Below are 25,271 nucleotides of genomic sequence, written 5' to 3'. Positions count from 1 at the left end.
ACATAAGGGGGAGAAGCATTAAGCGAGGTAGTTAATAAATTGGATCCCTAAAGACTGAGGGGCAATGTCTCTGACAATTTTAGTACTCTCCTGAGAATAGCCAGGCTTACTCAAATCAATATCCGATACTGTAATGAAGCTCTTATGGGTCAAGCTATATACTTGACGAATTAAGGCAGGCTCCAAAGAAGCATTTAAGGTCAATACAAACCCCACACGACCATTAGATAGCACAATACAAGAACCGACCGGTATTCTTCCGATGCTTTTGAGAAAAACGCCTAAAAGAGATTTATCAAATGCCAGTCCAGCCTCTTTTATTAGCTGCTGGCGCGCCCGTAATGGCCCCATGGACGGCTTATGAACTTGTTGTGAGGTCAAGGCATCATAGGCGTCGATAATGCCAGCTATTTTCCCATATACAGAGATCTCTTGATCCTGCTTGCCATGGGGATACCCTGCGCCATCCACTCTTTCGTGATGATCGATCAACATTTGATAAACCACTTTGGGAATGTTGTCACTTAGCTTAAACATTTGCTCACCAAAGGTGATGTGCTTTCGAAACAAGTCAAATTCGGCTTCTGTCATTTTTCCTGCTTTATGACTGATGGCCATAGGCAAACGAAAACGCCCCAGATCAAAAAGTAGCCCACCCAATGCAATAGCTTCGATATAGGGTGCAGACAATGCTAAGGCTTTGGCAAAATGAATCCCCAGTACGGCCGCCCCGATTGCATGTTGCTCTAGGTACGTAGAGGCATCTTTTATATGGCGAATAGCAAGCAGAGCAAAGGAGTTACGGGTATGAGACTGAATCAAGCGCTGACAAAAGTCTCTTAGTTTATCCACATCTAATGGTGAGCCCGTTTTAACGATGTCCGTCTGCTCCCTGAGCAAAAGATAACCATCCTCAAAAAGCTTTAGGGCTTTAACAACCTCATCATTAAATGAAGTCGGCGCTAATTTTTTCTCCGCTAAACTAACCTTATTTCGACGTCGCGAAGGCACAGAAGCTAATGCGTTTTTCTGAGACTCATCCACCTCTTCCTCAACTTGCTTTACCTTATCCCCTTGCTTCGCCTTATAGGCGAGAATGTACTCACGGGTATTATCATCAAGCTCTTGACGGAAATATTTAAACAGGCTGCGACCTTCATTGGCTTTATCACGCCAATCTTTGGTGGTTAATGAGGCGTGTAATTTTTTTAAGCTTTTTACCGTTTTCCCTTGAGTCATCGAATAACAAAGCAACAGAAAGCGCTCTTGTGCATCATATAAACGCTCTCGCTTTGTATTCAGTAGTTTTTCAAAAGTAAAAGAAGGGTCATAGGGTAGCAGATCTGTTTCTAATGCGGGCTTTACTAAATCAAAGATCACTTGACGCATTGCTACACTGACAATACGACTTTTTTTCCCTTGTGCTCGTATCAGGCTACGAATACGCTTGTGATTAAGAACCTCACTTCTAATACCAAATTGATCAATAATCTCATCAAGATTAAAGAATCCCGAATTCAACTCAACACCAAAGCATGACTCCACTTGAAACGCTGACATCACTCACTACCTTCCAAGTCACCCATCAAATTTTGTTGAATAAAGACAGATTATCTATCCTAGTAAATAGCTTCTGCGAAGCATTTAAAGCCGTTTCAGACATGGACAACTTAGTCGCCGCCTTGCCCATATCCAGCCCAGCGACTCGATCCTGAGCCATGGTATTGGCCATCTGATTCGCTGTGGAAAAATCGCCCCGTTCCGTCATACTGTTGAGCCTCGCACCTACCACCGAGCGCACTCGACCAACCGAGGTCTGTGTATTAACAATACTAACTTGCCCATTTTTCAAAGCAATATCACGCTCTTCACTCGAGGCGTGAGGATCTTTCATCACTTTTATGGTATTGCGTAACACATTCACTACATTGTCACGTTCTGGTTTATTAAGATCAACGTCAACAATCGCACCAGGGTCTCCTTTTAATGAGAAAGACATCCCCTGAATAATGAGGTTTTTGTTTGGATCATAGGTCCCAGAGGCAATAACATTACCAGATGAATCCGCCAGAAAATAACGCCCAGGAGGACCGATGTAGCTTCTGTCATCATCTTTATTATCGTTATTCGCACCATCCGCCTTATTGGCAGCAGCATCTTGTGCTCTTTGACTCACTAACGTCTGTATTGCAGCGGCATCAGGTTTGGTCATGGACAAGGGCGTGGTTGTCAGCACAAAGTGGTTACTGGCTTTATTGGTGACACTAAAGTGTTTTTTTAAAAAAACATCAAAGTCATCCTGATTAGAAACTTTTGACGTCACACTAGAGTTACCTACGCTCAATTTTGTGGAAAATGTATTACGCTTCCATACATCTTCAAAAATGTGCTTACCTGAATCGCTCACTGCCACTTTACGACTCTCTGAAATTTGCGCAAAATTTTGCCCCTCATTACCAGACCACTTAAAGGTACCGTCAGGTAAGTGAGTAAACGCAGGCGCTTGCGTATTGGTCCCCGAAAAGATATAGCTGCCATCTGCACTGCGTGAGTTCATTAAATCTTCCATGGAATCCACCATGGAAGACACTTGGTCAGCAATCGCGCCTATATCTTGATGCGTATTCGCCGTATTATCGGCTTGAATCAACATGGTTCTGGCTTCATCAAGTAAGCCATTGTAACTCTGCAAGGCGACTTCTTCGTATTCCAAATGGCCTTTCGCCATTTTCATATTGTTATCATACTGCTTCAGAGACTGATTACTTGATTCATATTGCATCACTTCCCGCGCACCTACAGGGTTATCACTGGGAGAAACAATACTGGTATTTTCCGTAATTTTCTTTTGAATATCCATCACACGGTCATTCGCCTGACTGATAGCGCGACTGGACTGACCGTAGATTTGATTATTAGTGACTCTCATAAGCTTACCTCATTGCCGCTAATAATGTATCGAATGTACTTCGAGCAGCGGTGATCACTTGAGCGGAAGCAGAATACGCCTGCTGATACTTTAGCAAGTTAACCGCTTCCTCATCCAAGCTAACACCAGATACGGAGTCACGTCTTGCAATACTTTGATTCATGACGACATCACTCGAGTCTTTGTTGGTTTCCAACGATGCCGTTTTACTCCCAACAGAGGCAACAAGATCGGCAAATGACTCAGATAAGGACGTTTTCCCTCCGATGAGGGGCTTATCCTGCAAAGACACTAATTTTAAACCGTTATAATCGTCTGCCGCCCCCGTAAATTGAGGGCCCAAATCAAATTCATCTCCCGCCTTAGGACTTCCTTTTAGGGACAAATCAAAACCAGCCTCTTTTGCTAAACCTGCCTGAGTTAGAAGGTCTTTAAAATTCGTCATGCCATCGACTTTTGCTAAAGCATTTCCACGACCATCACGGACTTCGAAAGAATGATCCCCCGTAAACACGATACTATGAGGGGCATTTTGGTAGAGTTCATCACTACTCTTAAAGGCAGAACGATCAGGATGGGTGTTTGTAACAGACGTTAAGGTGAGTTTCGCATCCGACATATTGTTTGGGTTCGTTTGTACACCAATCGGAGCCCGAAGCGCCAAATCTTCTCCGCTATTAGCCTGTAAAGATAGTCCTGTCGCAGCGCCTTCTGTTGGCGAAAAGTTGTATACATCATTAATCGAATATTTGCTGATATCCCCCAAACGAATATCAAAACCAAGACCAGGCACCTGATAATAGCCTTTGTCATCCGGTTTCATCGTACTGGTGTTGATTTCCGAAACATGCTTTCTAAGATGACCATGCTCATCGTAGGCCTTAATCAAAAAACGATTATTATCGGTTTTCGATAACTCATAGGTATCAGTGGTTATTTCAGCAGATTTGCCAGAAGTCACTCGTACTGCCAGATCCGATGCGTTGCCGATATTATGCTGCCCAGCGTGAAAGCTAATGCGGCCAATACGAAATAGATCCTGTCCAAAATTACCATCACCGTCCAAACCCAGCTTATTCTGTTGGTTCATCTTGTCGGCAATAGAAATCGCACTTTGCCCCAATAAACGGTCAGATTTGACGGCAAAGTCGGCACTATAATCGACCAAAGCACCAATAGAACCACCTAAGTTTTCATTATTGACGCCCACTTGGTATTTACCAAAATCAATGTAGAGTTTCTTGTTTTGTGGGTTCTTAGGGTCTTCTTCAACCTTAAGCTTAGTAGGGGTTTTATCCATCACCAACGGCTGACCATTAGCAAGATGCACCGTCATAACGCCTGTTTTCGAGTAATCCACTTTAATATGCAAATAACCAGATAGCTTTTTAGCTAATTCTTCTTGCCTGTCACGCAGCTCATTGGCAGGTGAAGTGGAACGAGTTTCCTCTTTGAGAATATCGCCATTTAACTGCGCAATTTGTCCAGTAATGTTATTCAGCTCCGCTACAGAAGTTGATAAACGCTTATCGGCGATGGTTTTCTGCTCACCCACCAAATGAGACAGGGTGTGATAATGCTGAACCAAATCCTTAATATTAGAAAAGGCAATATCACGTAAAGACGATGAGGTTGGATCATTATTCGCATCTTGAATGGCCTTAAACGTCTTACTTAAATACGCATTCAGAGAGACACTTTTTTCCCCCAATAATTGATCTGACGTCGACATGATCGAATGATATGTATCATAGTATGCATGCGCAGACACATCATTACGCACTTGCTCGTTAACAAATTTGTCAACTATTCGCGCGGTATCTTTAATCCTAACGGTGCCATTGGCTTCTGCAATCGTAGAGGTTTTCTGACGACTATAACCAGCTGTATCCACATTCGATGTGTTTTGACCGGTCGTATCAATACGAGCCCGACTGCTTTGCAGCCCAGACAAACCAATCGCATATAAATTTGAGCCCATGCCCACACCTCTAAGGATAATTTCTAAAATGACACCTAACGCTACGACGATTTATCGACAGCTAACGCAAGAACTTTACCTGATGAACAAGAAAACCAACGCGACCTTATAGCGACTCAAACCACTTGCTAGACAGAATACGGTCTATCTTTTGTGCGTACTCAGGATCTGTTGCATAACCACCTTTTTGCAATGAAACGGCAAATAAAGACGGATCATTGCCCGACTTCAAGGCGTCTTTATAACGATCATCGGCGGTTAAAAAGTTGGCATAATCATTAAAACTTTGCGAAAAAGAGTCGTAAGCACGAAATGCTGCTTTTTCGCGTTTAGCGATTCCGTGACGAAACTCTAGCGTATTAACCACCGCCCGATCACCATCCCAACGATGGTCTGCCTTAATGCCGAATAAATTATAACTGGCCGTTCCATCGTCTTTCGCAATGGGGTGTTTCCCCCAGCCCGTTTCCAACACCGCCTGCGCCAATATAGCCTTAGCACTCACCCCCAATTTCTCTGCCACGGCTTTCGCATGAGGCCACATTGCTTTTACAAAAGCCTCGGGAGAATCAAACGCCACAGACTGCGCCGTCGGCTTACTCACTTCCATTTTACCATTAGGTAAAGAAGGAGAATCACTGTCAGTAGGAGCTTTGGGAGAAGAACTCGAACTGGATGCATTAACGGTTGCGCCTGACGTTTCTTTTTGTGCAGCTTTTAAAAATTCAGTAGAAGCTTGGTGAGCCAACGCTTTCACCCGCACCAAATCCTGATTAGACACCCGCTTAATAAAATCACCATCATCAGAAGCACTTGCCTTATGAGCCTTTGGATGTTGCGCCTGATACTGACGAATCAACGCCTCGGACACCCCAAGTCCTCCTGTTTTGGACAATACTTGCGCCATTTGATCGTCCATCATGCCTTGATACTGCTTCGTTTGTTGACTAGAAAACAAACCATCCCCCAAGGCCTCATTACCTGCTCGCATATTTTTTAAAAGCATACCAATAAAAATGGCCTCAAACTTTTGCGAGACTTCCTTTAGCGCCGCTTCTGGATCGTTTTTCGCCTTGGTTTTTAACGACTCCAAAGAAGAAAAGTCAGCAAAGAAATCATCTGGATTTGTTGGCGGTAAAGCATTCATAAGCGTCTCAGATTCTTTTACTTAGATAATGACAAAGTCAGCATTAATGGCGCCAGCTTGTTTCAAACCTTCTAAAATAGCAATTAAATCTCCAGGGGCTGCCCCCACTTGATTCACCGCTCGTACAATATCGTCCAAAGATGCCCCTGGCGCAAATGAAAACATATGCCCACTGTTTCGACCAACTTGAGGGTCTCCATTTCTGGGGGATACAATCGTCTGTCCTCCTGTTACCGTACCATTTTGATCTGTTACTTTAGGCGTATTGCGGATGGTGACCGTCAAACTACCATGGGTAATCGCCGCTGGAGACACTTGCACATGCTGGCCAATAATAATGGTGCCAGTACGAGAGTTAATCACCACTCGGGCACGCTCTTCGCCTTGCTTTACATCCAAATTTTCCAGAATTGAAATAAAGGTCACCCGTTGACCTGGGTCTCGTGGGGCAGTGACACGAATCGAAGTCGCATCCAAGGCTTCCGCAACCCCTTTTCCCAAGAGAGCATTGATTTTATCTGCCACATCTTTTGCTGTGGTGAAGTCAGGACGATTTAAGTTAAAGGTTAACGAGTCCCCTGAATCAAAACTCGTCGGCACCACTCGTTCAACACTGGCGCCATCTGGAATTCGACCAACCGTGGGCACACTTAACGAGTTTCGTGAACCATCTGAGCCATTATTCCCAAACCCCCCAATAATCACGTTACCTTGCGCAATGGAATAGACCTGTCCATCCGCCCCTTTTAAAGTTGACAGTAAAAGCGTGCCTCCACGAAGGCTTTTTGCGTTACCAATTGAGGAAACGGTCACATCAATCTTTTGCCCTGGCTTAGAAAATGCGGGTAGAGTGGCCGTCAATGACACCGCCGCAACGTTTTTAGAGGTTGCGCTCACGCCAGCAGGCAAAGTGACGCCAAATCGCGACAGCATGTTAGCAAAGCTCTGATTAGTAAAAGGTGTACTATCACCCGTTCCATCTAACCCAATCACCAGGCCATAGCCGAACAACTGGTTATCTCTAACCCCTTGAACACTGGCAATGTCTTTTAAGCGTTCGGCTTGGGCCCCAAAGGACGCAATAAGCAAAAAGACGAGTGCTAACTGTTTCATGTTCGTAACCACCTATACAAAACAATTGATCTAATGATTGCTATTTGGACGCCCATTATCTTGGCGCGTCACTACTATTTAAAAGGCGAGTCACCCAGCCTTGTTGACTGCCTTCTGCCACATCCCCATTACCTGAATAGGTGATACGAGCATCTGCTACCCGCGAAGAGTCTACCGTATTTTGTGGGGACACATCTGCTTTACGCACTAAACCAGTAAAGCGAATATACTCATCACCTTGATTAAGCCTAAGCCACTTTTCACCACGAATGGCCAGCAACCCATTCGGGTACGCTTTATAAACCGTTACCGTAATCGTCCCCGTTAAGCTGTTATCCTGATTCGCAGAGGCGCTGCCAGAAAAATTCGTTTTTTGCTGTGGCAAGGTGGAATCAGAACGGATTTTTTGCCCTAATACTGTTGGGTTATCCCCCGTTGCAGACGAGGTTTTCGATATGGTCGCGGCATTATCTTTGGTTGAGGAAGTGCTCTCATTCAAATTGACAGTCAGTATGTCACCAACCTTGCTGGCTCTCTGATCTCCATACATGACATCCCCCATGCCCGTTCTATAAATACTGCCATTGGGAGCCTGGGCAGGCTTCAATCCATCCGGTTCCACAGGTGCATAGTATGGATCATCTTCCTGAATATTTGCTTGGGCTCTTGGTGGTCCCTTCATCGGATCATTTGGATCTGGAACATAACCTTTTCTTTTTGGCTCTTTTGGCTTTTCATCTTTCGCTGGTGTTTTGTCGGCTGTCGCAGCATCCGCTACCGCCTTACCTACTGCCGCACCCGCAGCGGCTCCCGCTGCTGCTCCTGCAGCGTTCGCCACTGCCTGCTTATCAACCTTCCATGTTAAGCAACCACTCAAACAAGTCGAAAGCAAAACTAAAAGCACCAGTTTAATTTTCATATTATCCACTTATCCTAGAGCTGCTGAATAGCGAAGCTCATCATACCATCGGCAGAAGAAATGACTTTAGAGTTCATTTCATAAGCTCGTTGTGTCGTAATCATGTTCACCAACTCTTCAATTGAGTTAACGTTTGACGCTTCCAGCATACCTTGCCCAAGGGAGCCAAGTGCATCAGTACCAGGCGCTCCCACAATTGGTGGTCCACTGGCATTGGTTTCAGTGTAGAGGTTCCCGCCAATGGCATCCAATCCAGTTGGGTTAACAAAGCCGGCTAAATTAATCACACCAACTTGCTGCATATCCGTCACGCCTTTTTTCTGCACTGAGACCACCCCGTCCTTAGCAATATTGATGCTAGTCACATCTGGATCGATCTGAATAGGCGGTTGCACTACCAACCCATTGGAGGTAACAAGTTGCCCAGTACTACTCAGTTGAAAACTGCCATCACGTGTATAAGCCATCGTGCCATCAGGCTGTAAAACTTGAAAAAAGCCATTACCTTGAATGGCAACATCTAGCTTTCTACCCGTCACGTTAAAGTCCCCATTGGAGAAGTCTTTTTGAGTAGCATCCACCTTCACCCCAGTACCTAACTGCAATCCAGATGGCAATTCGGCATTTTGAGCGCTTAACCCCCCTGGCGCGCGCTCCGTTTTATACATCAGATCTTCAAACACGGCACGGTCTTTTTTAAACGCTGTGGTTGAGACGTTCGCCAAGTTGTTTGATATCACATTCAGTTGTTTGTCCATGGCTGTTAAGCCGGTTTTACTTACCCAAAGTGCTGAGTTCATATAAGCCTCTTTGCAAATTTAATAACGCGACAACCATCGTTCAAGTAAGACAATTAACGCAAGAAACGATTATGCTCTTTGTAAAATTCTCGAAGACGCAGCACTGTCTTCCCGGATGGTGTTCATCATTTTAATATTCATTTCAAAGCGACGAGACAAATCCATAATATGCGTCATTTCTTCGACTGCATTCACATTACTCCCTTCCACAAAACCGGAGGCAACCTGCGTATTTACATCTTGATTAAACACCTGCCCATCTTTACTGTGAATCAAACCATCTTCGCCTTTACGCAAATTATCAGGATCAGGATTCACTAACTTAAGCTGACCAATAACAGCTACCTGATTTGCAGCTCCTCCTTGTGGAATAATCGAAATAGAGCCATCAGAGGTAATCGTAAGGCTCTGCAAAGGCGGCAAAAAAATGGGGCCATCAACTCCCGCTACCGGTAGCCCAGTGCCCGTTACCAATTGTCCTGCGGCATTAATTTGCAGGTTGCCATCTCGTGTATAAGCTTCTTGCCCTTTTGAGTCGTAAACGGTTAAAAAGCCCTTGCCTTTGATTGCCACATCTAGGTTACGCCCCGTTTGAATCATACTTCCTGGGGTAAAGCGCGTACCAGGATTCTCCGTCATAGCATACACACGGCTTGGATAGTGTTCTCCGTAAACTTGCATTGCTCGCGCCTGCTCAAAGTCTGCACGAAAACCTGTCGTGTTAACATTTGCTAAGTTATTCGCGTGAATGGTTTGGGCATTCATTGTTTCGACACCACCACTCATTGCTAGATACAACGCTCTATCCATCACACCCTCTCGTTACACATTTTTTACCATCTAACAACTTACTTTCAAGAATCATACCAAGTTTTGAAAACCTATAATGCATTGATATATAAGGGTTTAATAAAATAAGCACTAAAGATATGCAAAAATAAGGCAAAAAAAAGCCGAAGTGGGCAACCACTCCGGCTAGGAAGATCTCTTTTATCTCATTAACGCAAATTAATGATAGTTTGCGTGACCGTATTTTCCGTCTCTAACGTTTTACTGTTTGCCTGATAGTTACGCTGCGCTTCAATTAGAGCAACCAATTCGGAGGTAAGATCCACATTGGATTCCTCTAACGCTCCGCCTTGAATCCCACCCAAGGTACCACTATTAGGTCGACCAACATTAGCCTGTCCAGAATTAGAGCTTGCCACCCAAGCAGTATCACCCGCTGGCGTCAAACCATCGACGTTATCAAACGACGCCAAGGCAACCTGGCCAAGAACAGAGGTTTGTTGATTGGTATAGGTCGCTTTTAAGTTACCATCACGATCAAATGAAACTCCTTGTAACTCACCAGCAGTGTAACCATCTTGCTCAAAGTTATCAGTACTCGCTAAAGCAAACTGCGTTGATCCAGCAAGGTCGATGGGCATAATAGCGTCACGATTTGTCGGATCAAACCCAGTAATCTCTAGATTAACCGGTTGCGGTGTTCCAAAAGGCGGAATCCCCTGGAACGTGCCTTGGAATTTACCCGTAGCATCAAACTTCACCATACTGTCTTTCGGTAAGAATGGCTTTTCCTCACCCGTGACCGGATCGGTATAGGTTTCTTTTCCATCAACCGTCGCTCTCACTTCATATGTATTATCTTCACCCTGTTGAATAAAGTAATAACCCAACGTATGAGTCTGCCCTAACGAGTCATAAACATTCTTGGTATTGCCATAACTGTATGACTTCGGATTATTCGGATCAAATGCAGGTCGCGCCACTTGTTTGGGCTCACGCAAATCCGTTGGCGCCAAACCGCCAGTAATGGCCACCCCACCCAATGTACCACTGACGGCAATAGGCGCTTGCGACATAGCGGAGATTGATGCTGTTGTTGGCTCGGTATTTCCCAGATATAAAAGCTGAAAAGGTTTTTCTTTAACCCCATCGCCGTTGTAATCGGTGTTACCTTCGGCACTGTTAAAGGTTGCATACGTGGGCGGCATAAAAGCCGCACCAGTATCGTCTTTGGTTTTACCGTCTACCGTCGCATAAACACGATAGGTATCAGGATCCTTACCTTTAGCATAATAGTAACTAATAATATGGTTGTTACCATTCCCATCGGTTACCGTTTGGGTTTGAGTATAATTATAAGTGTCTGGATTTTTAGGGTCAAAATCCGCACGGATGTAGGGAGGAACATCCTCACCTTCTGAGTTCAAGTTTAATTTTAGCTTTACATCAGACGTTGCTTTAGGAGGGATTCGCTCCGTTGGCACAACCAAATCTTCTAAATTACCACCCAAAATACCATTTTTTGCATTGTAACCTTGTACTTTTTGGCCGGTATTGGTCACCAAATTGCCATTGGCATCCAATTTAAAATCACCCGCACGAGTGTAAGCTTGGGTACCATCCGGCTGTTTGATCACAAAAAAACCTGTGCCATCCACTGCCAAGTCTAAATTGTTATCTGTGTATGATAAGTTGCCAGAAGAAAACTCTTGAGCAACTTTTGACACCCCAACCCCAGAACCTATGGAGTTGTTACTACCAGCCCCTAACACATTGGTACTATATAGGTCATCGAACTCGACACGAGATTTTTTGAAACCTGTTGTATCCGCGTTAGCGATGTTGTTACCTGTTACATTCAAGTAATCAGACGATGCCTTGATGCCTGATAACGCTGTATTAAATCCCATAATCTGCTCCGGTTAACCTAATATTTCCAATTTGTTAGTCAGTTTAATCTTTCCATGATTCTCGACATTTAACATAGTACCGTCTTTGCCATTAATCGTTACGCCCTGAATACGAGCGGGTAATTGAATAGGCATAGCTGCTACTTGACCTTTTTCATTGACAGATGAAGCGGCAAAATGATATTCGCCAGGCGGCAACTCTTTACCTTTATCATCTTTCCTATCCCAGCTAACATCGTTTTCTGTCAATTTCTGCGTACGAACCAACTTATTGTTGGCGTCGAAAATCTTCAACTCTGCGGAACTAGAGTCCTTAGGGATATCTGTTTTAAGCTCAATAGAGTGCTGAGAATCACTTACTGAAAGTTTATTTCCAGGCATCAATAACGATTTTCCCACTAAACTCGAAGCTCCAATCGCTTGATTGGACGTCAGAGCCGTTGTCATATTCTTGAGTTGATCTGAAATACCCGATAACTTTTCCAAAGAGCTAAACTGTGACATTTGAGCCACCATATCATTGGTGTCTTGCGGTGCCGTTGGATCTTGATTTTTAAGCTGTTGAATATACAGTTTTAAAAATACATTTTTATCAGCCAATCCTTTTGTCGGATCTTTCTTTGGATCTTTTACATCATGCGCATCCGCAGCGGCGGGGTCCTTGACACTGCCCTTATGCTCACTTTTCTTCAAACTCGCTTTTGCACCATCTGTGCCGTACTGAGCAATCAGGTTTTTTAAACCATTGTTATCAGATATATTTGCCATACATCACCCCTATGATGACTGTCCAAGCGTGAGCATTTTTTGCATCATGCTTTTGGCTGAATTCATAATATCGACATTCGTTTGAAAAGAACGCGATGCAGACATCATATCGGCCATTTCTTCAATTGGATTAACATTTGGGTAATAGACATACCCTTTTTCATTTGCCATTGGGTTATCCGGCTCATACCTTGGTTTAAGTGGCGCAGAAGATTCCACAATGCCATCAACTTTGACACCCACTCCCGCACCACTATCATCATCTGTGGTATCTCCCCATCCGTTATCTTTCATGGAGTTAACCATCATTTCAGAAAATACAGGCTTACGGGCTCGGTATGTTTGATCTGCAGAGCTTGCCACACTATCAACGTTTGCCATATTACTCGCCACGGTATTTAAGCGAATGGTTTGGGCACTCATCGCAGACCCTGCGATATTAAAAATATTACCTAAAGACATACTGATTAATTCCCGCTAAGCGCTTTTTTCATACCACTGATTTTTCTGTCCAAAAACATAAAACTGGTATCAAATTGCAAAGAGTTCTTAGCGTATTCCGCTTTTTCTCTTTGCATATCAACCGTGTTGCCATCTAAGGAGGGCTGGCTTGGATTACGATACAAAAGACCACTATCACCGCCAAGTTCACTCACCCCATTTATATGCCGCTTATCATCTACCGATAAATACAGCTTGTTTTTCTCATTGTTAAACATAGAGTCGAAAGTAATATCTCTGGCTTTATAGTTTGGTGTATCGGCATTCGCGATATTATTTGCCAATACAGCAGCACGGGCACTGCGAAACTCCAGCATTTTGTCATGCCCAGCAAATGCTTTTTCAAATGATATAGCCATACTTCTCTCTTCACACAACGGTCAAACGTATAGCTCAAAAAGCAATAATGATGCCAAAACAAAAAAACCTTTATATTCAAAAGCTTATGAGTTTTTTATTCGTAGTCGGCAAAAAGCGGCAATATAACAAAACTTATAAAGGCAAGACCCCACAAAGAGGAAAAAGAGGAAAGTATGAACGCAAAAGACCCTTCATGGCGTAACGGCAAGAAGGGTCTTGAAAGGTCGCTTTCAAAGAGGAGACATAACATATGCCCTCTTTACTGCAACAAAGTCATAATAATTTGTTATTATTTAGCCCTATAGACAATTCCTGGGTGACATTGAACAATCTCAAACAAATCAGATAAACCACTTAAGGCTTCAGAACCACCAAGAAACAGATACCCCCCAGGATTCAGAGAGGCACGCATTCGCCTCAAGATGTCCATCTTCAAATCGGCAGTGAAATAAATTAGGACATTACGGCAAAAGATGACATCAAACTTACCAAGCCCTGAAAATGAATCAATCAAATTCAAGTAGCGAAAATCAATACGCGCACTTAAAGAAGACTTTACCTTCCATGTGGTGTTATTAATTTTATCAAAATACTTGCGCTGCATATCATCCCCCAGACCACGGGCAATGGCTAAACTATCATACTCACCTTGTTTAGCATGCTGTAGAATGTTGGTACAAATATCGGTCGCAACAATCTTTTCACCTGGCCTTAACACACCAGGACGAGACGCTTTGAACTCCTCTATTACCATACTAATAGAGTATGGTTCCTGCCCTGTAGAAGAAGCGGCCGACCAAATTTTCAGGGGCGACTTCGTCATTTCAGGCAGAATCTTTTCTTTGAGAATCTTAAACGGATGGGAGTCACGAAACCATAAGGTTTCATTGGTCGTCATCGCATTAATCACTTCTTCTTTTAATTTGGTACTACCCGCACGCTCAAGAGCATCAACTAACTGCTCTATCTTACTAAAATTTTCTCTTTCTAAGATCTTCCCTAACCGACTAGCCACTAAGTACTGCTTATTATCACTTAATGAAATGCCACATACTTTCTGAAGAAAATCTCGAAACCTTAAATAGCCGTTTGGTGTTATTGCATTCGTACTACTGAGCATTAGAACTCCTAAAACAGCAGCTAAAGGGATCAGACACAACGCTAAAAGCCATCAGAACCATATTACACTTGAACTCAATCATCGGATTGAATCTTGACCGTCTCGATCGCTAAGCGTGCGAGCTCATCAGGTTGGAACTTAGCTAAAAAGCCATCCGCTCCGACTTTTTTTACCATGGCCTCATTAAACACACCGCTTAACGACGTATGAAGTAAAATAAACAGATCTTGTAAACGGCTGTCATTACGAATAGCTGTGGTTAACGTATAACCATCCATCTCTGGCATCTCAATATCAGAGATAACCATCGCAAATTCTTTGGTAACGTCCGCCCCATCGGCGACTAAACCTTGAAGATAATTCAGAGCTTCACGGCCATCATTCAAAACCGTTGTGGCAAAACCCACTTGTTCCATACAACGCTTAATCTGCTTACGAGCAACGGAGGAATCATCGACAATTAAAATATGATGCTGCTTAGCGTTGCTTTGAATATCAACGTTAATGATACCATCCGAAATATCCTGACGGGTCGGGGCAACTTCAGACAAAATTTGTTCTACATCAATAATTTCAACCATTTCTTTGTCAACCTGACACACAGCGGTTAGGTAGTTGTCATTAGACAAACCTTTTGGTGGTGGCTGAATATCGCTCCAGTTCATATTGACAATACGTTCAACACCTCGCACCAAGAACCCCTGAATACGACGGTTATATTCTGTAATGATCACAAAACATTGGTCGATGTTTTCTATCGGACTTGCCCCTGTTGCAAGCCCCAAATCTAAAATAGGAATGGTTCCACCACGGATATGAGCCACACCTCGGACAACAGGACTACTATGGGGCATGGAAGTTAGCTTAGGACACTGCAATACTTCTTTCACTTTAAACACGTTAATGCCATATATTTGCTTGCCATTTAAGCGAAAGAGCAGCAATTCCAGGCGGTTCTCCCCAACAAGTTGGGTACGCTGATTAACGCTATCGAGAACACTGGCCATAAAGCCTCCTATGTGTATTCGTAAATTCAGTATTCACTGAAACTAATTAATATTAAAATATATTCTCAATGATAGAGTGATTTTTGCTATTTTACTAATACCTTATAGTAACTCAATGTACTAAATGCACTAACTGAGAACGTAACCAAGACTAACTAAGAGAGTAGACTATGCGACTAATAAGGCTAATGTTAGCCTTCTCTTGCCTTCAGGCTAGCACTACGTTTGCTTTGTCCATAGAAGGTCAAGTCCAGAACTACATCAATAATGTTGAAATTCCTCGCCTATCAGGCATTTATCCTGATGCTGCGGTGAAAATTACTCTCAACAATAAAATTTCACTTAGTTATCTACCAACTTGTAAAGACAAACACATCCAAATAAAAAACCAGCGACCTAGTGCATCCAAGCGCACCACCTACTCTATTAGCTGTAACAACCCAATGTGGAAATCTTATCTGCCCGTCACCCAGAGTATTTTAATTCCTGCCTTTAAAACCCTTGCACCTATTAATAGAGGACAAGCTTTCACTAAGCAAAACATTGGCATTGGCAATGTGGATTTAACGAATTTACGGGGTCAAGTATACACTCCCCAAAATCCGCCTTATGGCCTTGTTGCCTCCAGAAACTTACGTATAAATACCTTTATTTCTGATAATGTCACTCAAAAGCCCACTCTCATAAAAAAAGGCAATCAAATCCTCATTACAGCTAAGAGCGGAAACATCACGGTTAAAATGAATGGTATAGCACTACAAAATGGCGTCGAAGGCCAACAAATACGAGTGAAAAATACCAGCTCAGGTAGAATAATATACGCAAAAGTTGTAACGGACAGTGAGGTTCTTGTAAACTACTGACTACTCTTTAGCCTAGTTTGGTTTTTTATATCGACATTTACACGAAGTTTAACTAAAGTTTTATGGGTAATGGTCGTTAACAGAGACAGATAAATTATTTAAGGCGGTAAACCCCCATGGCAATACACTTTACAGGGTTATCCAATCAAAGCAACGTCACGAAAAATGAGCGTGCAACGAAGGACGATGCAAACAAACACTCTGTTGATACTTCATCGACCCCAAACTCTAGTAGCTTAATGGCTGCAGATACAGTTAAGCTCAGTGGCACAGCTAAAACGCTAAAACATCAGGAATCACGCATCAATAACATGCCTGAGATTGACCAAGACAAGGTTGACCGTATCAAAAACGAGCTAGCCTCTGGCAATTATAAAATAGATACTCAGAAGCTTGCCCATAATATGGCTTCTATGGACGCGTTGTTCTAGACTATAAGACACTCTCTTATAGTCTAGCTCGGTCAGTTTTATGATCCCTATCGAACCAGTTTTCATCAGAAGTAAAGAAATCCTTACAGAGCTAGTGTCGCTTCTGGATAGCGAGCGCTCAGCATATGGTCAACTGGACAACCAAACGATCGTTCAAATAGCAGAACAAAAAAGAGCATTACTCGATGAAATGAGCATGCTAAATGAGCGCCGAATCAATATTTTGATTAAATTTGACATCCTAGACAGAGATAATCCCCTTGAAGACGACTTTAAGACTTGGCTTAAAAAACAAGATAGTTCTATGGATGATACCCGTCTACTGATATCTGAATGTGAAGCTCTGCTAAGCAAATGCAAAACCAAAAATCAAACCAATGCCCACATCCTTCACACCCTCCAAAAACGTAACAAGCACCTTTTCGAGCTATTGCAAGGCCACAGCAGTAAAAATAAAGTCTACACAGCAAGAGGCTCAACCCAACCAGTTAGCAGTAAGCATACTTTAGGCCGCGCCTAACTTTGTACTGACCTCACCATAGAAAACTATTTATTTAGCAATGTGATAAAGCGTACAAAAAAATGGGTAAAAAAGAAACGAAAATGCCCTACCATAAAGCACATCTTGAGAAACTGCACAAAAAACAAACACCATTGATCTAGGTCAAAATAAATATATATTTCTCAATATTAGAGAATAAAATAAAGCCTATATATTCAATCTCCCTACACTCCTCATAAAAGCCTTATTTTTTTACTTCAAAAACCCTGTAAAACCAATGATTAAACAACTATCTAGAGTATAGAGGTTCATTGCCCTTACTTGTGCCCTCGTCGTTCAGTCTTGCCCGTCAAAGCAAAAGCACCTTTCTTTACATCCCCTTCTCATCCTCCCATGAAAACCATTGGCCTGCATTTTGCTTTATTTACACAGTGACGCAATAAAACAATTAGAAAAAGAGGTTATGTCGATGTTGGCGGGACAACTTACTAACAGCTTTCGTAGTGAATCAGATATCCATGAAATAACAGCACACTGCCAGATCCTAAGAGAGTGCTCTCTCAATTATGAACAGCTTTCAACAGGTCAGTTTGAGGGCTCTCTTAAAGAACTTTGGCTAGAAGGCATACAAATTTACGAAGAAAGTCTATCGAGATCCGTTTTTCAGTATGGCGAGTCCCGAAAAAACTCACTAAGTTTTTCAGTATTTAATCAGCTCGACAGTGAGGCCCGCTGGCTAGGAAAACCCATCCAAAAAGATGATGTATCTTGGTGTGGCTTTCAAGAAGAGCTGATGCTACAAACGCCAGAGAACTGTAGCTTACTCGTCGTTAGTGTACCCGAGGAACTCATCTCTGACTTAACAGACAGCCCCTACCCTAAAGTAGGAGCGCTCACCAATAAAACTCTCGTCCAAGGTTTCAGGCATGAGTTTAATTCGATACTCTCTAACATGAGCCAAAATTCGTTATTATTTAATCAACCAGCAGCCATTAAACAATTTAAAAGTGACATACGAGAGCTGGTAATGCTGCTTTTTCAGGCACAAGAAAAAAGCCCTGAAAAAAGAAACATCTCGCGACAAAAAGCACAGCAAATAGTGTGTCGGGCTAGAAAAATTGTTTTGGAACACCCTGAGACGCCCCTAAACGTCGATGAACTTTGCAAGATCACGTACACTTCTCGTCGAGCACTACAGAACTGCTTTTTAAGAGTAACAGGCCAAAGTCCTGCTACTTTTTTAAAAAATATACGACTCAATGCCGTTAGACGAAGCATGTTAAATGATCCCTATGACAATATTTGTAACATTGCATCACAATGGGGGTTTTGGCACCTTTCTCAATTTACTTGTGACTACAAACGGTTGTTTGGTGAACTACCATCACAAACACTGAATACGCTTCGTATGACTCACAAAACACGTCAACCATTAATAAAAAAAGCATCCTGACCGGACAAGCTATGCCTGCAATCTTCTCAATTAATTTGAGACTTGCCCTAAGCCATTTTTACTCATCAAAATGGACTTTATTACCACATAAGAGTCTTAATTTATGACGTTAAAAAACCGTAAAAAGACCATCAACCTACAATAATATTCTCACTTTATGATAATTCTATTAATTTTTAAAAAAAGGTGCCGATTTTCGATAACACCCTTTCTCGTCACTAAATAGACTGAATGTACCCATCATAATTAGAAATAGGAACACGCAATGGAACATCCTAAATTGAAAAAAGAGAGTCTAGGGCTCTGGTCAGTCGTTTTTTTCGTTATTGCTGCAGCTTCACCTTTGACGGGTGCCGTTGGTGCCCTACCCATTGCTTTTATGGCAGGAAATGGCCCTGGTATTCCAGGCATTTATGTCGTTGCAGGAATTTTACTGATGCTATTTAGCTTTGGTTTTATTGCCATGAGCCGTCATGTCGTTAACTCAGGGGCATTCTACTCCTACATAAGTAAAGGGTTAGGTCCCTCGATTGGCTTAGGGGGATTTTCTATCGCGATGCTAGCCTACTTATCTATGGTTTTTGCTGTAAGCTCTCTATTTGGCTTTTTTTCTAGCATTTTCTTATCTAGCAATTTCGGCATTGACGTTCCTTGGTGGGTATTAGCCGTTGCGAACCAGGTTATCGTGGTCATACTTGGCATTGCCAAAGTGGAAATTGGGGGGAGAATTCTCGGCATTCTAATGCTTCTTGAAGTAGCCATCATTCTGTTAGTTGACTTTGCTATCGTCAAACAACCCGTTACCATGGAATTCTCGTCTTTTTCACCATCTGTTATATTTTCAGGCAACGCAGGTGTCGGGCTAATATTTGCCATCTGTTCGTTTATCGGGTTTGAAGCCTCTGCTATTTATTCAGAGGAATGCAAAACACCGGAAAAAACCATCCCTCGAGCCACTCTCGTTGCTGTCACGGTTATCACTATATTTTATGCCTTCACAGCATGGGCAATTGTTCAGTATTTAGGTGCTGCCAACGTCGGTTCCGTCGCAGCGAAAGACCCTGGTATGTTTATTTATAATATGGCCGATCAATTGCTCGGCGGCTGGTCAAGTCAAGTCATGTCTGTTTTGCTGATCACAAGTTTATTTGCAGCAACTCAAGCATTTCATAATACGCTTGCTCGTTACCTATTTTCGCTAAGCCGTGATGGTTTATGCTGGTCTAAATTTTCAACTTTACACAAAAAGTACCATACACCTTATGTTGCTAGCCTCGTCCAAGGCGTCGTAATAATAGGAGGACTACTTTTGTTCGTCGCAATAGGCCTTGATCCAATGGCAAATATTTTTGCATGGTCATCTGCTCTTGGTGCTATGTCAATCTTAGTTCTACAATGTGCCGTTTCCCTTGCCGTGGTTGCATTCTTCATGAGAAACCCTTCCTTAGAAGCTTCTCTTTGGAGTCGTTTAATTGCTCCCACAATAGCGTCAATTGGAATGGTCATTTCACTCTATATGGTTGTCAACAACCTTGATGTATTAAGTGGCTCTAACTCACCAGTAGTATCTGCATTACCATACTTAGTCGTCATTTGTGCCCTTGGAGGGTTTTTCATCGCCAAATGGCTACACAAAGCGAATCCAGAACGATTTGCTAACATGGCTAAAGTCGTGGAAACACTGTAACGTTTTCACTCATTGTTCCCTCCCTTATAGGCGCGTCATTAATAATGTCGCGTCTATTTTTTTCCCTCTCGAAAAGGAAACAAAAGGCAAAAACATTTATAAATCAATGTTTTTTCTTTTATAAATTTGAGTTCGAGACAAAAATCAGGTATAAACTTCCATACAAAATGTCCCCTTAGTTCAGTAGGATAGAACGAGGACCTCCTAAGTCTTAAACGTGAGTTCGAATCTCGCAGGGGACACCAAACTACCCCATTTTCTACCGTACTAAGGTAGAAAATTGAAGACAAAAAAAGCGACCATTGGTCGCTTTTTTTGTTGTTAAATATAACCCACTCCGACATAGCAGCGCGCTAGGTTTTCATCGCCACAATGCGAATGCGTAAACCACTTATTCTGCTTCAACCACTTCAAAACTATGAACAATCTTTACACCACCTTTTTCCAGCATCAAAGACGCTGAGCAGTACTCTTCTGCAGACAATTTTACCGCTCGTTCAACCACACTTTCTTTTATGCGATGGCCAGTAACGACAAAGTGTACACGAATCTCAGTAAAGACAGCTGGCACAGAGTCTGCGCGATCTGCATCAATATGCGCCACACAAGAAACAACATCCTGACGTGACTTTTTGAGGATGTTCACCACATCATAGGATGTACACCCCCCCAACCCAGCTAGCAATAACTCCATAGGACGAGCGCCAGCCGTTTGGTTTCCATCAATCTCTAGCGTATGACCAGAGCCCGTATTGGCAGTAAAATGCACATCTTCTTTCCAGACTACACTTGTTTTCATGCTTTTCTCTCAATTTATCTTACACAGGCCGGAACACTTATTTAAAAAGCTCAGCCAACTTATCACCTGGTTCATCTGCTCGCATAAAAGCTTCACCAACCAAAAAGGCATTAACATCATGTTCGCGCATTAAGGCTACATCTTCACGAGTATGAATCCCACTCTCAGTGACGATCAAACGATTACTCGGCACACCTTTTATTAATTCCAAGGTATGATTTAAACTCAATTCGAAGGTATGTAAATCTCGGTTATTAATGCCTAACAACTCGGTTTCAGTGAACTTAAGCGCTAGCTCTAACTCAGCCTGATTATGCACCTCCACCAGCACATCCATACCAAGCTCTCTTGCTAAAGTATCCAAAGAGCGTAATTTTTCACCATCTAGGCAAGCGGCAATTAACAGTACACAATCAGCCCCAATGGAACGAGCCTCAAGGATTTGATACTCATCCACCAAAAAATCTTTACGGATCGCGGGTAACTGACAGGCAGCACGCGCCTCAACTAAATAATTTTCATGCCCCATAAAAAAGTCATGATCAGTCAAAACGGACAAACAAGCAGCACCACCTTGCTCATAGGAGCGAGCAATTTGTGCAGGTTGAAAATCCTCACGTATCACACCTTTACTTGGTGATGCTTTTTTCACCTCAGCAATCACCCCCGCTTTACCTACTGCAATTTTCTGACGCAACGCGTTAGCAAAACCACGAGCTGGATTATGTACATTGGCAACAGATGCCGCCATTTCCATGTCTGCATAAGACGTATTGTTTTTTCGCTCTTCAATTTCCTCGAATTTACGAGCCACAATTTTTCTTAAAATAGTCGGTGTTTCAGCTTTCATAATAAACCAGTCCTCTCGCAATCACGGTTGTCTCATTACTTCATAAAGTAGCGTGTAAAGCTCGCTAATTCAGACATCTTAATCTTTGCTAATCCGCCACCAATCATATCTTCTGCCATCGACACCCCCTCTTCTAGACTATCAGCAACGCCACAAACGTAAATTGCAGCGCCCGCATTAATCGCGACAATATCACGGGCTGGATTGACCTTACCCTTACCGTCTAATGCTGTTTTCACAAGCGCTAAGCTTTCTTCAGCGTCTCTTGCTTGAACAGAATCTAATGATTGTAACGGAATACCAAAAGCTTCTGGCGTAATGGTATATTCAGTGATCTCACCATTCTTTAGTTCGGCTACATAAGTAGGAGCCGCAATACTGATCTCATCCAAACCATCCTCCGAGTGAACCGCCATAACATGCTCACTTCCCAAGGCTTTAAGTACTTCCGCGATCGGCCGAACCAGCTCTTTAGAGAAAACCCCTATTACCTGACTCTTAGCATTCGCTGGGTTAGTTAAAGGTCCCAATAAGTTAAAAATCGTTCGTGTGGCCATTTCTTTTCTTGGGCCAACAGCATGCTTCATCGCCGTATGGTGGTGAGGCGCAAACATAAAGCCAAGACCAATCTCACGAATACAACGGGCAACCTGCTCAGCATCTAAATCTAAATAAATACCCGCCTGCTCTAATACATCTGCACTACCCGACTTGGAGGACACAGAGCGACCACCATGTTTAGCCACATTCCCCCCAGCTGCAGCCACAACAAATGATGCCGCTGTAGAAACGTTAAACAAATTCCCACCATCGCCACCTGTGCCACAGGTATCAACCACATTATCGAGAGAAATATCCACTTTAGTAGACAGCTCACGCATCACTTGCGCCGCTGCTGTAATTTCAGCGACGGTCTCACCTTTCATTCTAAGGCCAATCAAAAAACCGCCAATTTGCGCAGGCGTTGTCATCCCAGTCATGATATCACGCATAACAAGGCGCATTTCATCGCCCGTTAGATCTTGGCGATTAACAACAGCTGCAATTGCTTTTTGGATATCCACCCAACTCTCCTATCGTGTCAAAAAATTTGCTAACAAGGCATGCCCCGCCTCAGTTAGTATGGATTCAGGGTGAAATTGCACCCCCTCAACAGGCAAGTTCTTATGGCGTATTCCCATAATTTCTTCGCATTCACCCGTCTCATTTTGCGTCCATGCGGTCACTTCAAAACAATCAGGTAATGACAGTTTATCGATTACTAACGAATGATAGCGTGTCGCAATCTGCGGGTTTGGAACACCAGAAAACACAGAGGTATCATTGTGATAAATCATAGATGTCTTACCATGCATGACATTTTTAGCACGAATAACATCCCCACCAAAGACCTGACCAATACTTTGATGACCTAAGCAAATACCTAAAATAGGAATTTTACCTGAAAATGCCCGAATAGCTGCCATCGAAATGCCCGCTTCATTAGGAGTACACGGCCCTGGAGAAATCACCAAGTGACTTGGCGCTAAGTCAGCGATACCTTCTACTGTGATTTCATCGTTACGAAACACCTGTACATCCGCCCCTAGTTCACGAAAATATTGCACAAGGTTGTACGTGAAGGAGTCATAATTATCAATCATCAACAACATAGACATTCAATACTTAATTTTAATGACATTGAGCCAATATCATCGGTTAAATAACCCCTGTCCTATCATTTTCGATATCGTCTGAAAACGAACAGAGAAACAAGCACCAAGATAAATGGATTCTACCAAACCAAGCCTATCTTGGCTCACTTTTACATTAAGATTTCTATTAGCTGAATATTACTACCCTGCCATTGCCACCTCTTTGCAAAAAGCACACAAGAAACCTCCTCACGTTTGAACCTATCCCAGTTATACTGCACACTCAGCTATTTTGATTCGTTAAGGACTCTTTGTGCACAGCCAAGTTTCAGATTTAATTGAACTTTTAATTCAAGAAGAACACTCATGCGAATCCATTGGCAAGGCCATGCGCGAACTAACGCCAGATGATGTTGCCTTAGCCCTTGAGTCGATTCCGCTCGCCCAACGTACCCAAGCTTGGCAGAGCATTAAACAAGCAAATCGCTTAGACATTTTGGTTGAAATGCGCGGAGAGTCTCGACAACTCTTATTAAGAGAGCTAGATGACGCCGATATAGAGCGCTTATTTGCCGATGCTGAAGCCGAAGATCTACTTGAAATTGCTGACTCTCTGCCAGATCACCTAGTCGATCTGGCACTCAGTCAAATGGACTCCAAACAACGCGAATACTACCAACAAGGTATTGTCTACGATGATGAGTTAGTCGGACGCTGGATGGATCATGATTTACTCATTATTTCACAAAGCGCACGAGTCTCTGAAGCCATGCGCCTGTTAAAAAAAGAAACACCGAATTACACACAAATGATCTATTTAGTGAATCGAACAGGTCGTTGGGTCGGCTGTGTATCCTTTGACAAACTGTTCAAAGCACAAAGTCACGAACCCGTATCCAGTCTAATGGATGAGGATTGCCCTTTTATTTTAGATACAACAAACCTAATAAAAGCCGCTGAGCAGCTAGAGCGCTCAGGCCTATCCGCATTACCGGTTGTCAATGAACACCAAGTGTTACTAGGTCGCCTTCACGCAGGATTAGCGCTGGAGTCTTTGCGACTTGAGAATGAAGCACAACAAATGTCAACGGCAGGCCTAAATGAAGAATCGGATCTATTTGCTCCAGTGAGACGCAGTGCGGGAACACGGGGTATTTGGCTAGGCATCAATTTATTAACCGCTTTTCTTGCCTCGTCTTTCATTGGGTTATTTGAGGCGACCTTGCAACAAGTCGTGGCATTAGCAGTATTGATGCCGATTGTTGCTTCGATGGGTGGCATTGCTGGCAGTCAAACACTTACGCTCATTGTGCGAGGCTTAGCTTTAGGACAGATAACACGAAGTAACTTCAAATCCTTGTTATTAAAAGAACTTAAAGTCGGCGGACTAAATGGCATACTTTGGGCCATCGTCATTGGGCTTATCACACTTTGGTGGTTCGACAATCCAATGCTTGGCATAGTAATTGGTTTAGCGATCATCATTAATATCATCATGGCAGCATTTTCAGGCGTTATCATTCCTGTGCTATTGGATACATTTAAAATCGATCCAGCCCTCTCGGGATCTGTCATTTTAACCACGGTAACCGACATTGCTGGATTCGTTGCTTTCTTAGGACTTGGGACACTTCTATTGCTTTAACGGTTACAGCTTTAACTGTTTTAAGTGTATGACTAACCCTTGCCATTATGTAAACACGATTTA

24 protein-coding genes and 1 tRNA gene are annotated in these 25,271 nt (G+C 42.9%); 7 read left to right on the top strand and 18 right to left on the bottom strand.

Annotated elements, in window-relative coordinates; all coding sequences use genetic code 11:
- Positions 1-18: 18 nt before the first annotated feature.
- The 14 genes from MSP8886_RS05220 to MSP8886_RS05155 form a co-directional block, all read right to left on the bottom strand.
- Positions 19-1,560: an HD-GYP domain-containing protein gene (locus MSP8886_RS05220; RefSeq protein WP_067013459.1), complete on the bottom strand. Its 1,542-nt coding sequence runs from the start codon at positions 1,558-1,560 to the stop codon at positions 19-21.
- A 25-nt stretch (positions 1,561-1,585) separates the two neighbouring features.
- The gene (gene flgL / locus MSP8886_RS05215; protein ID WP_067013457.1) at positions 1,586-2,929 is read right to left on the bottom strand and encodes a flagellar hook-associated protein FlgL; all 1,344 of its coding nucleotides are present in this window, start codon (positions 2,927-2,929) and stop codon (positions 1,586-1,588) included.
- 4 nt (positions 2,930-2,933) lie between these two features.
- The gene (gene flgK / locus MSP8886_RS05210; RefSeq protein WP_067013455.1) at positions 2,934-4,910 is read right to left on the bottom strand and encodes a flagellar hook-associated protein FlgK; all 1,977 of its coding nucleotides are present in this window, start codon (positions 4,908-4,910) and stop codon (positions 2,934-2,936) included.
- A 106-nt stretch (positions 4,911-5,016) separates the two neighbouring features.
- Positions 5,017-6,057, bottom strand: a complete 1,041-nt coding sequence (gene flgJ, locus MSP8886_RS05205) for a flagellar assembly peptidoglycan hydrolase FlgJ (protein ID WP_067013453.1) — start codon at positions 6,055-6,057, stop codon at positions 5,017-5,019.
- A 21-nt stretch (positions 6,058-6,078) separates the two neighbouring features.
- Entirely contained in the window at positions 6,079-7,170 is a 1,092-nt protein-coding gene (locus tag MSP8886_RS05200) for a flagellar basal body P-ring protein FlgI (protein ID WP_067013451.1), read from the bottom strand.
- Positions 7,171-7,225: 55 nt separating this feature from the next.
- Positions 7,226-8,089 (bottom strand): flagellar basal body L-ring protein FlgH, encoded by an 864-nt coding sequence (locus tag MSP8886_RS05195; RefSeq protein ID WP_067013449.1) that lies wholly within the window; start codon positions 8,087-8,089, stop codon positions 7,226-7,228.
- Positions 8,090-8,103: 14 nt separating this feature from the next.
- Complete coding sequence (gene flgG, locus MSP8886_RS05190; RefSeq protein WP_067013447.1) at positions 8,104-8,889, bottom strand: flagellar basal-body rod protein FlgG; 786 nt, start codon at positions 8,887-8,889, stop codon at positions 8,104-8,106.
- A gap of 69 nt (positions 8,890-8,958) precedes the next feature.
- A complete protein-coding gene (flgF, locus tag MSP8886_RS05185) occupies positions 8,959-9,699 on the bottom strand; it encodes a flagellar basal-body rod protein FlgF (protein WP_067013445.1) in 741 nt (246 codons plus the stop codon).
- A gap of 188 nt (positions 9,700-9,887) precedes the next feature.
- The gene (locus MSP8886_RS05180; RefSeq protein ID WP_067013443.1) at positions 9,888-11,588 is read right to left on the bottom strand and encodes a flagellar hook-basal body complex protein; all 1,701 of its coding nucleotides are present in this window, start codon (positions 11,586-11,588) and stop codon (positions 9,888-9,890) included.
- Positions 11,589-11,600: 12 nt separating this feature from the next.
- Complete coding sequence (locus MSP8886_RS05175; protein WP_067013441.1) at positions 11,601-12,356, bottom strand: flagellar hook assembly protein FlgD; 756 nt, start codon at positions 12,354-12,356, stop codon at positions 11,601-11,603.
- 9 nt (positions 12,357-12,365) lie between these two features.
- Positions 12,366-12,818, bottom strand: a complete 453-nt coding sequence (gene flgC, locus MSP8886_RS05170) for a flagellar basal body rod protein FlgC (protein ID WP_067013439.1) — start codon at positions 12,816-12,818, stop codon at positions 12,366-12,368.
- Between the two features lie 5 nt (positions 12,819-12,823).
- Entirely contained in the window at positions 12,824-13,216 is a 393-nt protein-coding gene (gene flgB / locus MSP8886_RS05165; protein ID WP_067013437.1) for a flagellar basal body rod protein FlgB, read from the bottom strand.
- Positions 13,217-13,506: 290 nt separating this feature from the next.
- Positions 13,507-14,337: a CheR family methyltransferase gene (locus MSP8886_RS05160; RefSeq protein WP_067013435.1), complete on the bottom strand. Its 831-nt coding sequence runs from the start codon at positions 14,335-14,337 to the stop codon at positions 13,507-13,509.
- Between the two features lie 74 nt (positions 14,338-14,411).
- Positions 14,412-15,344 carry a chemotaxis protein CheV gene (locus MSP8886_RS05155; RefSeq protein WP_067013433.1) on the bottom strand — a complete coding sequence of 311 codons (933 nt, stop codon included), beginning with the start codon at positions 15,342-15,344 and terminating at the stop codon, positions 14,412-14,414.
- Between the two features lie 170 nt (positions 15,345-15,514).
- Here MSP8886_RS05155 and flgA point away from each other — a divergent pair, with 170 nt between their 5' ends.
- The 6 genes from flgA to MSP8886_RS05125 all read left to right on the top strand — a co-directional run bounded on the left by flgA (position 15,515) and on the right by MSP8886_RS05125 (position 20,525).
- On the top strand, positions 15,515-16,207 hold the full coding sequence (gene flgA, locus MSP8886_RS05150) for a flagellar basal body P-ring formation chaperone FlgA (RefSeq protein ID WP_067013431.1): 693 nt from the start codon (positions 15,515-15,517) through the stop codon (positions 16,205-16,207).
- Positions 16,208-16,323: 116 nt separating this feature from the next.
- Complete coding sequence (flgM, locus tag MSP8886_RS05145; protein ID WP_067013429.1) at positions 16,324-16,638, top strand: flagellar biosynthesis anti-sigma factor FlgM; 315 nt, start codon at positions 16,324-16,326, stop codon at positions 16,636-16,638.
- Between the two features lie 40 nt (positions 16,639-16,678).
- Positions 16,679-17,158, top strand: a complete 480-nt coding sequence (locus MSP8886_RS05140) for a flagella synthesis protein FlgN (RefSeq protein ID WP_067013427.1) — start codon at positions 16,679-16,681, stop codon at positions 17,156-17,158.
- A gap of 445 nt (positions 17,159-17,603) precedes the next feature.
- Positions 17,604-18,593 (top strand): helix-turn-helix domain-containing protein, encoded by a 990-nt coding sequence (locus MSP8886_RS05135; protein WP_083200832.1) that lies wholly within the window; start codon positions 17,604-17,606, stop codon positions 18,591-18,593.
- Between the two features lie 265 nt (positions 18,594-18,858).
- The gene (locus tag MSP8886_RS05130; RefSeq protein WP_067013423.1) at positions 18,859-20,280 is read left to right on the top strand and encodes an APC family permease; all 1,422 of its coding nucleotides are present in this window, start codon (positions 18,859-18,861) and stop codon (positions 20,278-20,280) included.
- 169 nt (positions 20,281-20,449) lie between these two features.
- A tRNA-Arg gene (locus MSP8886_RS05125) sits at positions 20,450-20,525 on the top strand.
- 146 nt (positions 20,526-20,671) lie between these two features.
- Here MSP8886_RS05125 and MSP8886_RS05120 read toward each other — a convergent pair.
- Genes MSP8886_RS05120 through MSP8886_RS05105 form a run of 4 tightly spaced genes read right to left on the bottom strand, consistent with a single transcriptional unit; the run spans position 20,672 to position 23,581 of the window.
- The gene (locus MSP8886_RS05120; protein ID WP_067013421.1) at positions 20,672-21,079 is read right to left on the bottom strand and encodes an OsmC family protein; all 408 of its coding nucleotides are present in this window, start codon (positions 21,077-21,079) and stop codon (positions 20,672-20,674) included.
- A 37-nt stretch (positions 21,080-21,116) separates the two neighbouring features.
- Positions 21,117-21,929 carry an indole-3-glycerol phosphate synthase TrpC gene (trpC, locus tag MSP8886_RS05115; protein ID WP_067013419.1) on the bottom strand — a complete coding sequence of 271 codons (813 nt, stop codon included), beginning with the start codon at positions 21,927-21,929 and terminating at the stop codon, positions 21,117-21,119.
- 35 nt (positions 21,930-21,964) lie between these two features.
- Complete coding sequence (trpD, locus tag MSP8886_RS05110; protein WP_067013417.1) at positions 21,965-22,993, bottom strand: anthranilate phosphoribosyltransferase; 1,029 nt, start codon at positions 22,991-22,993, stop codon at positions 21,965-21,967.
- Between the two features lie 9 nt (positions 22,994-23,002).
- On the bottom strand, positions 23,003-23,581 hold the full coding sequence (locus MSP8886_RS05105) for an anthranilate synthase component II (RefSeq protein WP_067013414.1): 579 nt from the start codon (positions 23,579-23,581) through the stop codon (positions 23,003-23,005).
- A gap of 295 nt (positions 23,582-23,876) precedes the next feature.
- Between MSP8886_RS05105 and MSP8886_RS05100 the strand changes: the two genes are divergently transcribed.
- Positions 23,877-25,208, top strand: a complete 1,332-nt coding sequence (locus tag MSP8886_RS05100) for a magnesium transporter (protein ID WP_067013412.1) — start codon at positions 23,877-23,879, stop codon at positions 25,206-25,208.
- Positions 25,209-25,271: the final 63 nt, after the last annotated feature.

This window comes from Marinomonas spartinae (assembly GCF_900089775.1).
In the GTDB taxonomy this organism is placed as follows: Bacteria; Pseudomonadota; Gammaproteobacteria; order Pseudomonadales; family Marinomonadaceae; genus Marinomonas; species Marinomonas spartinae.
The sequence above is the reverse complement of the archived record's forward strand: the minus strand, read 5'-3'. Positions and strand labels throughout refer to the sequence as shown.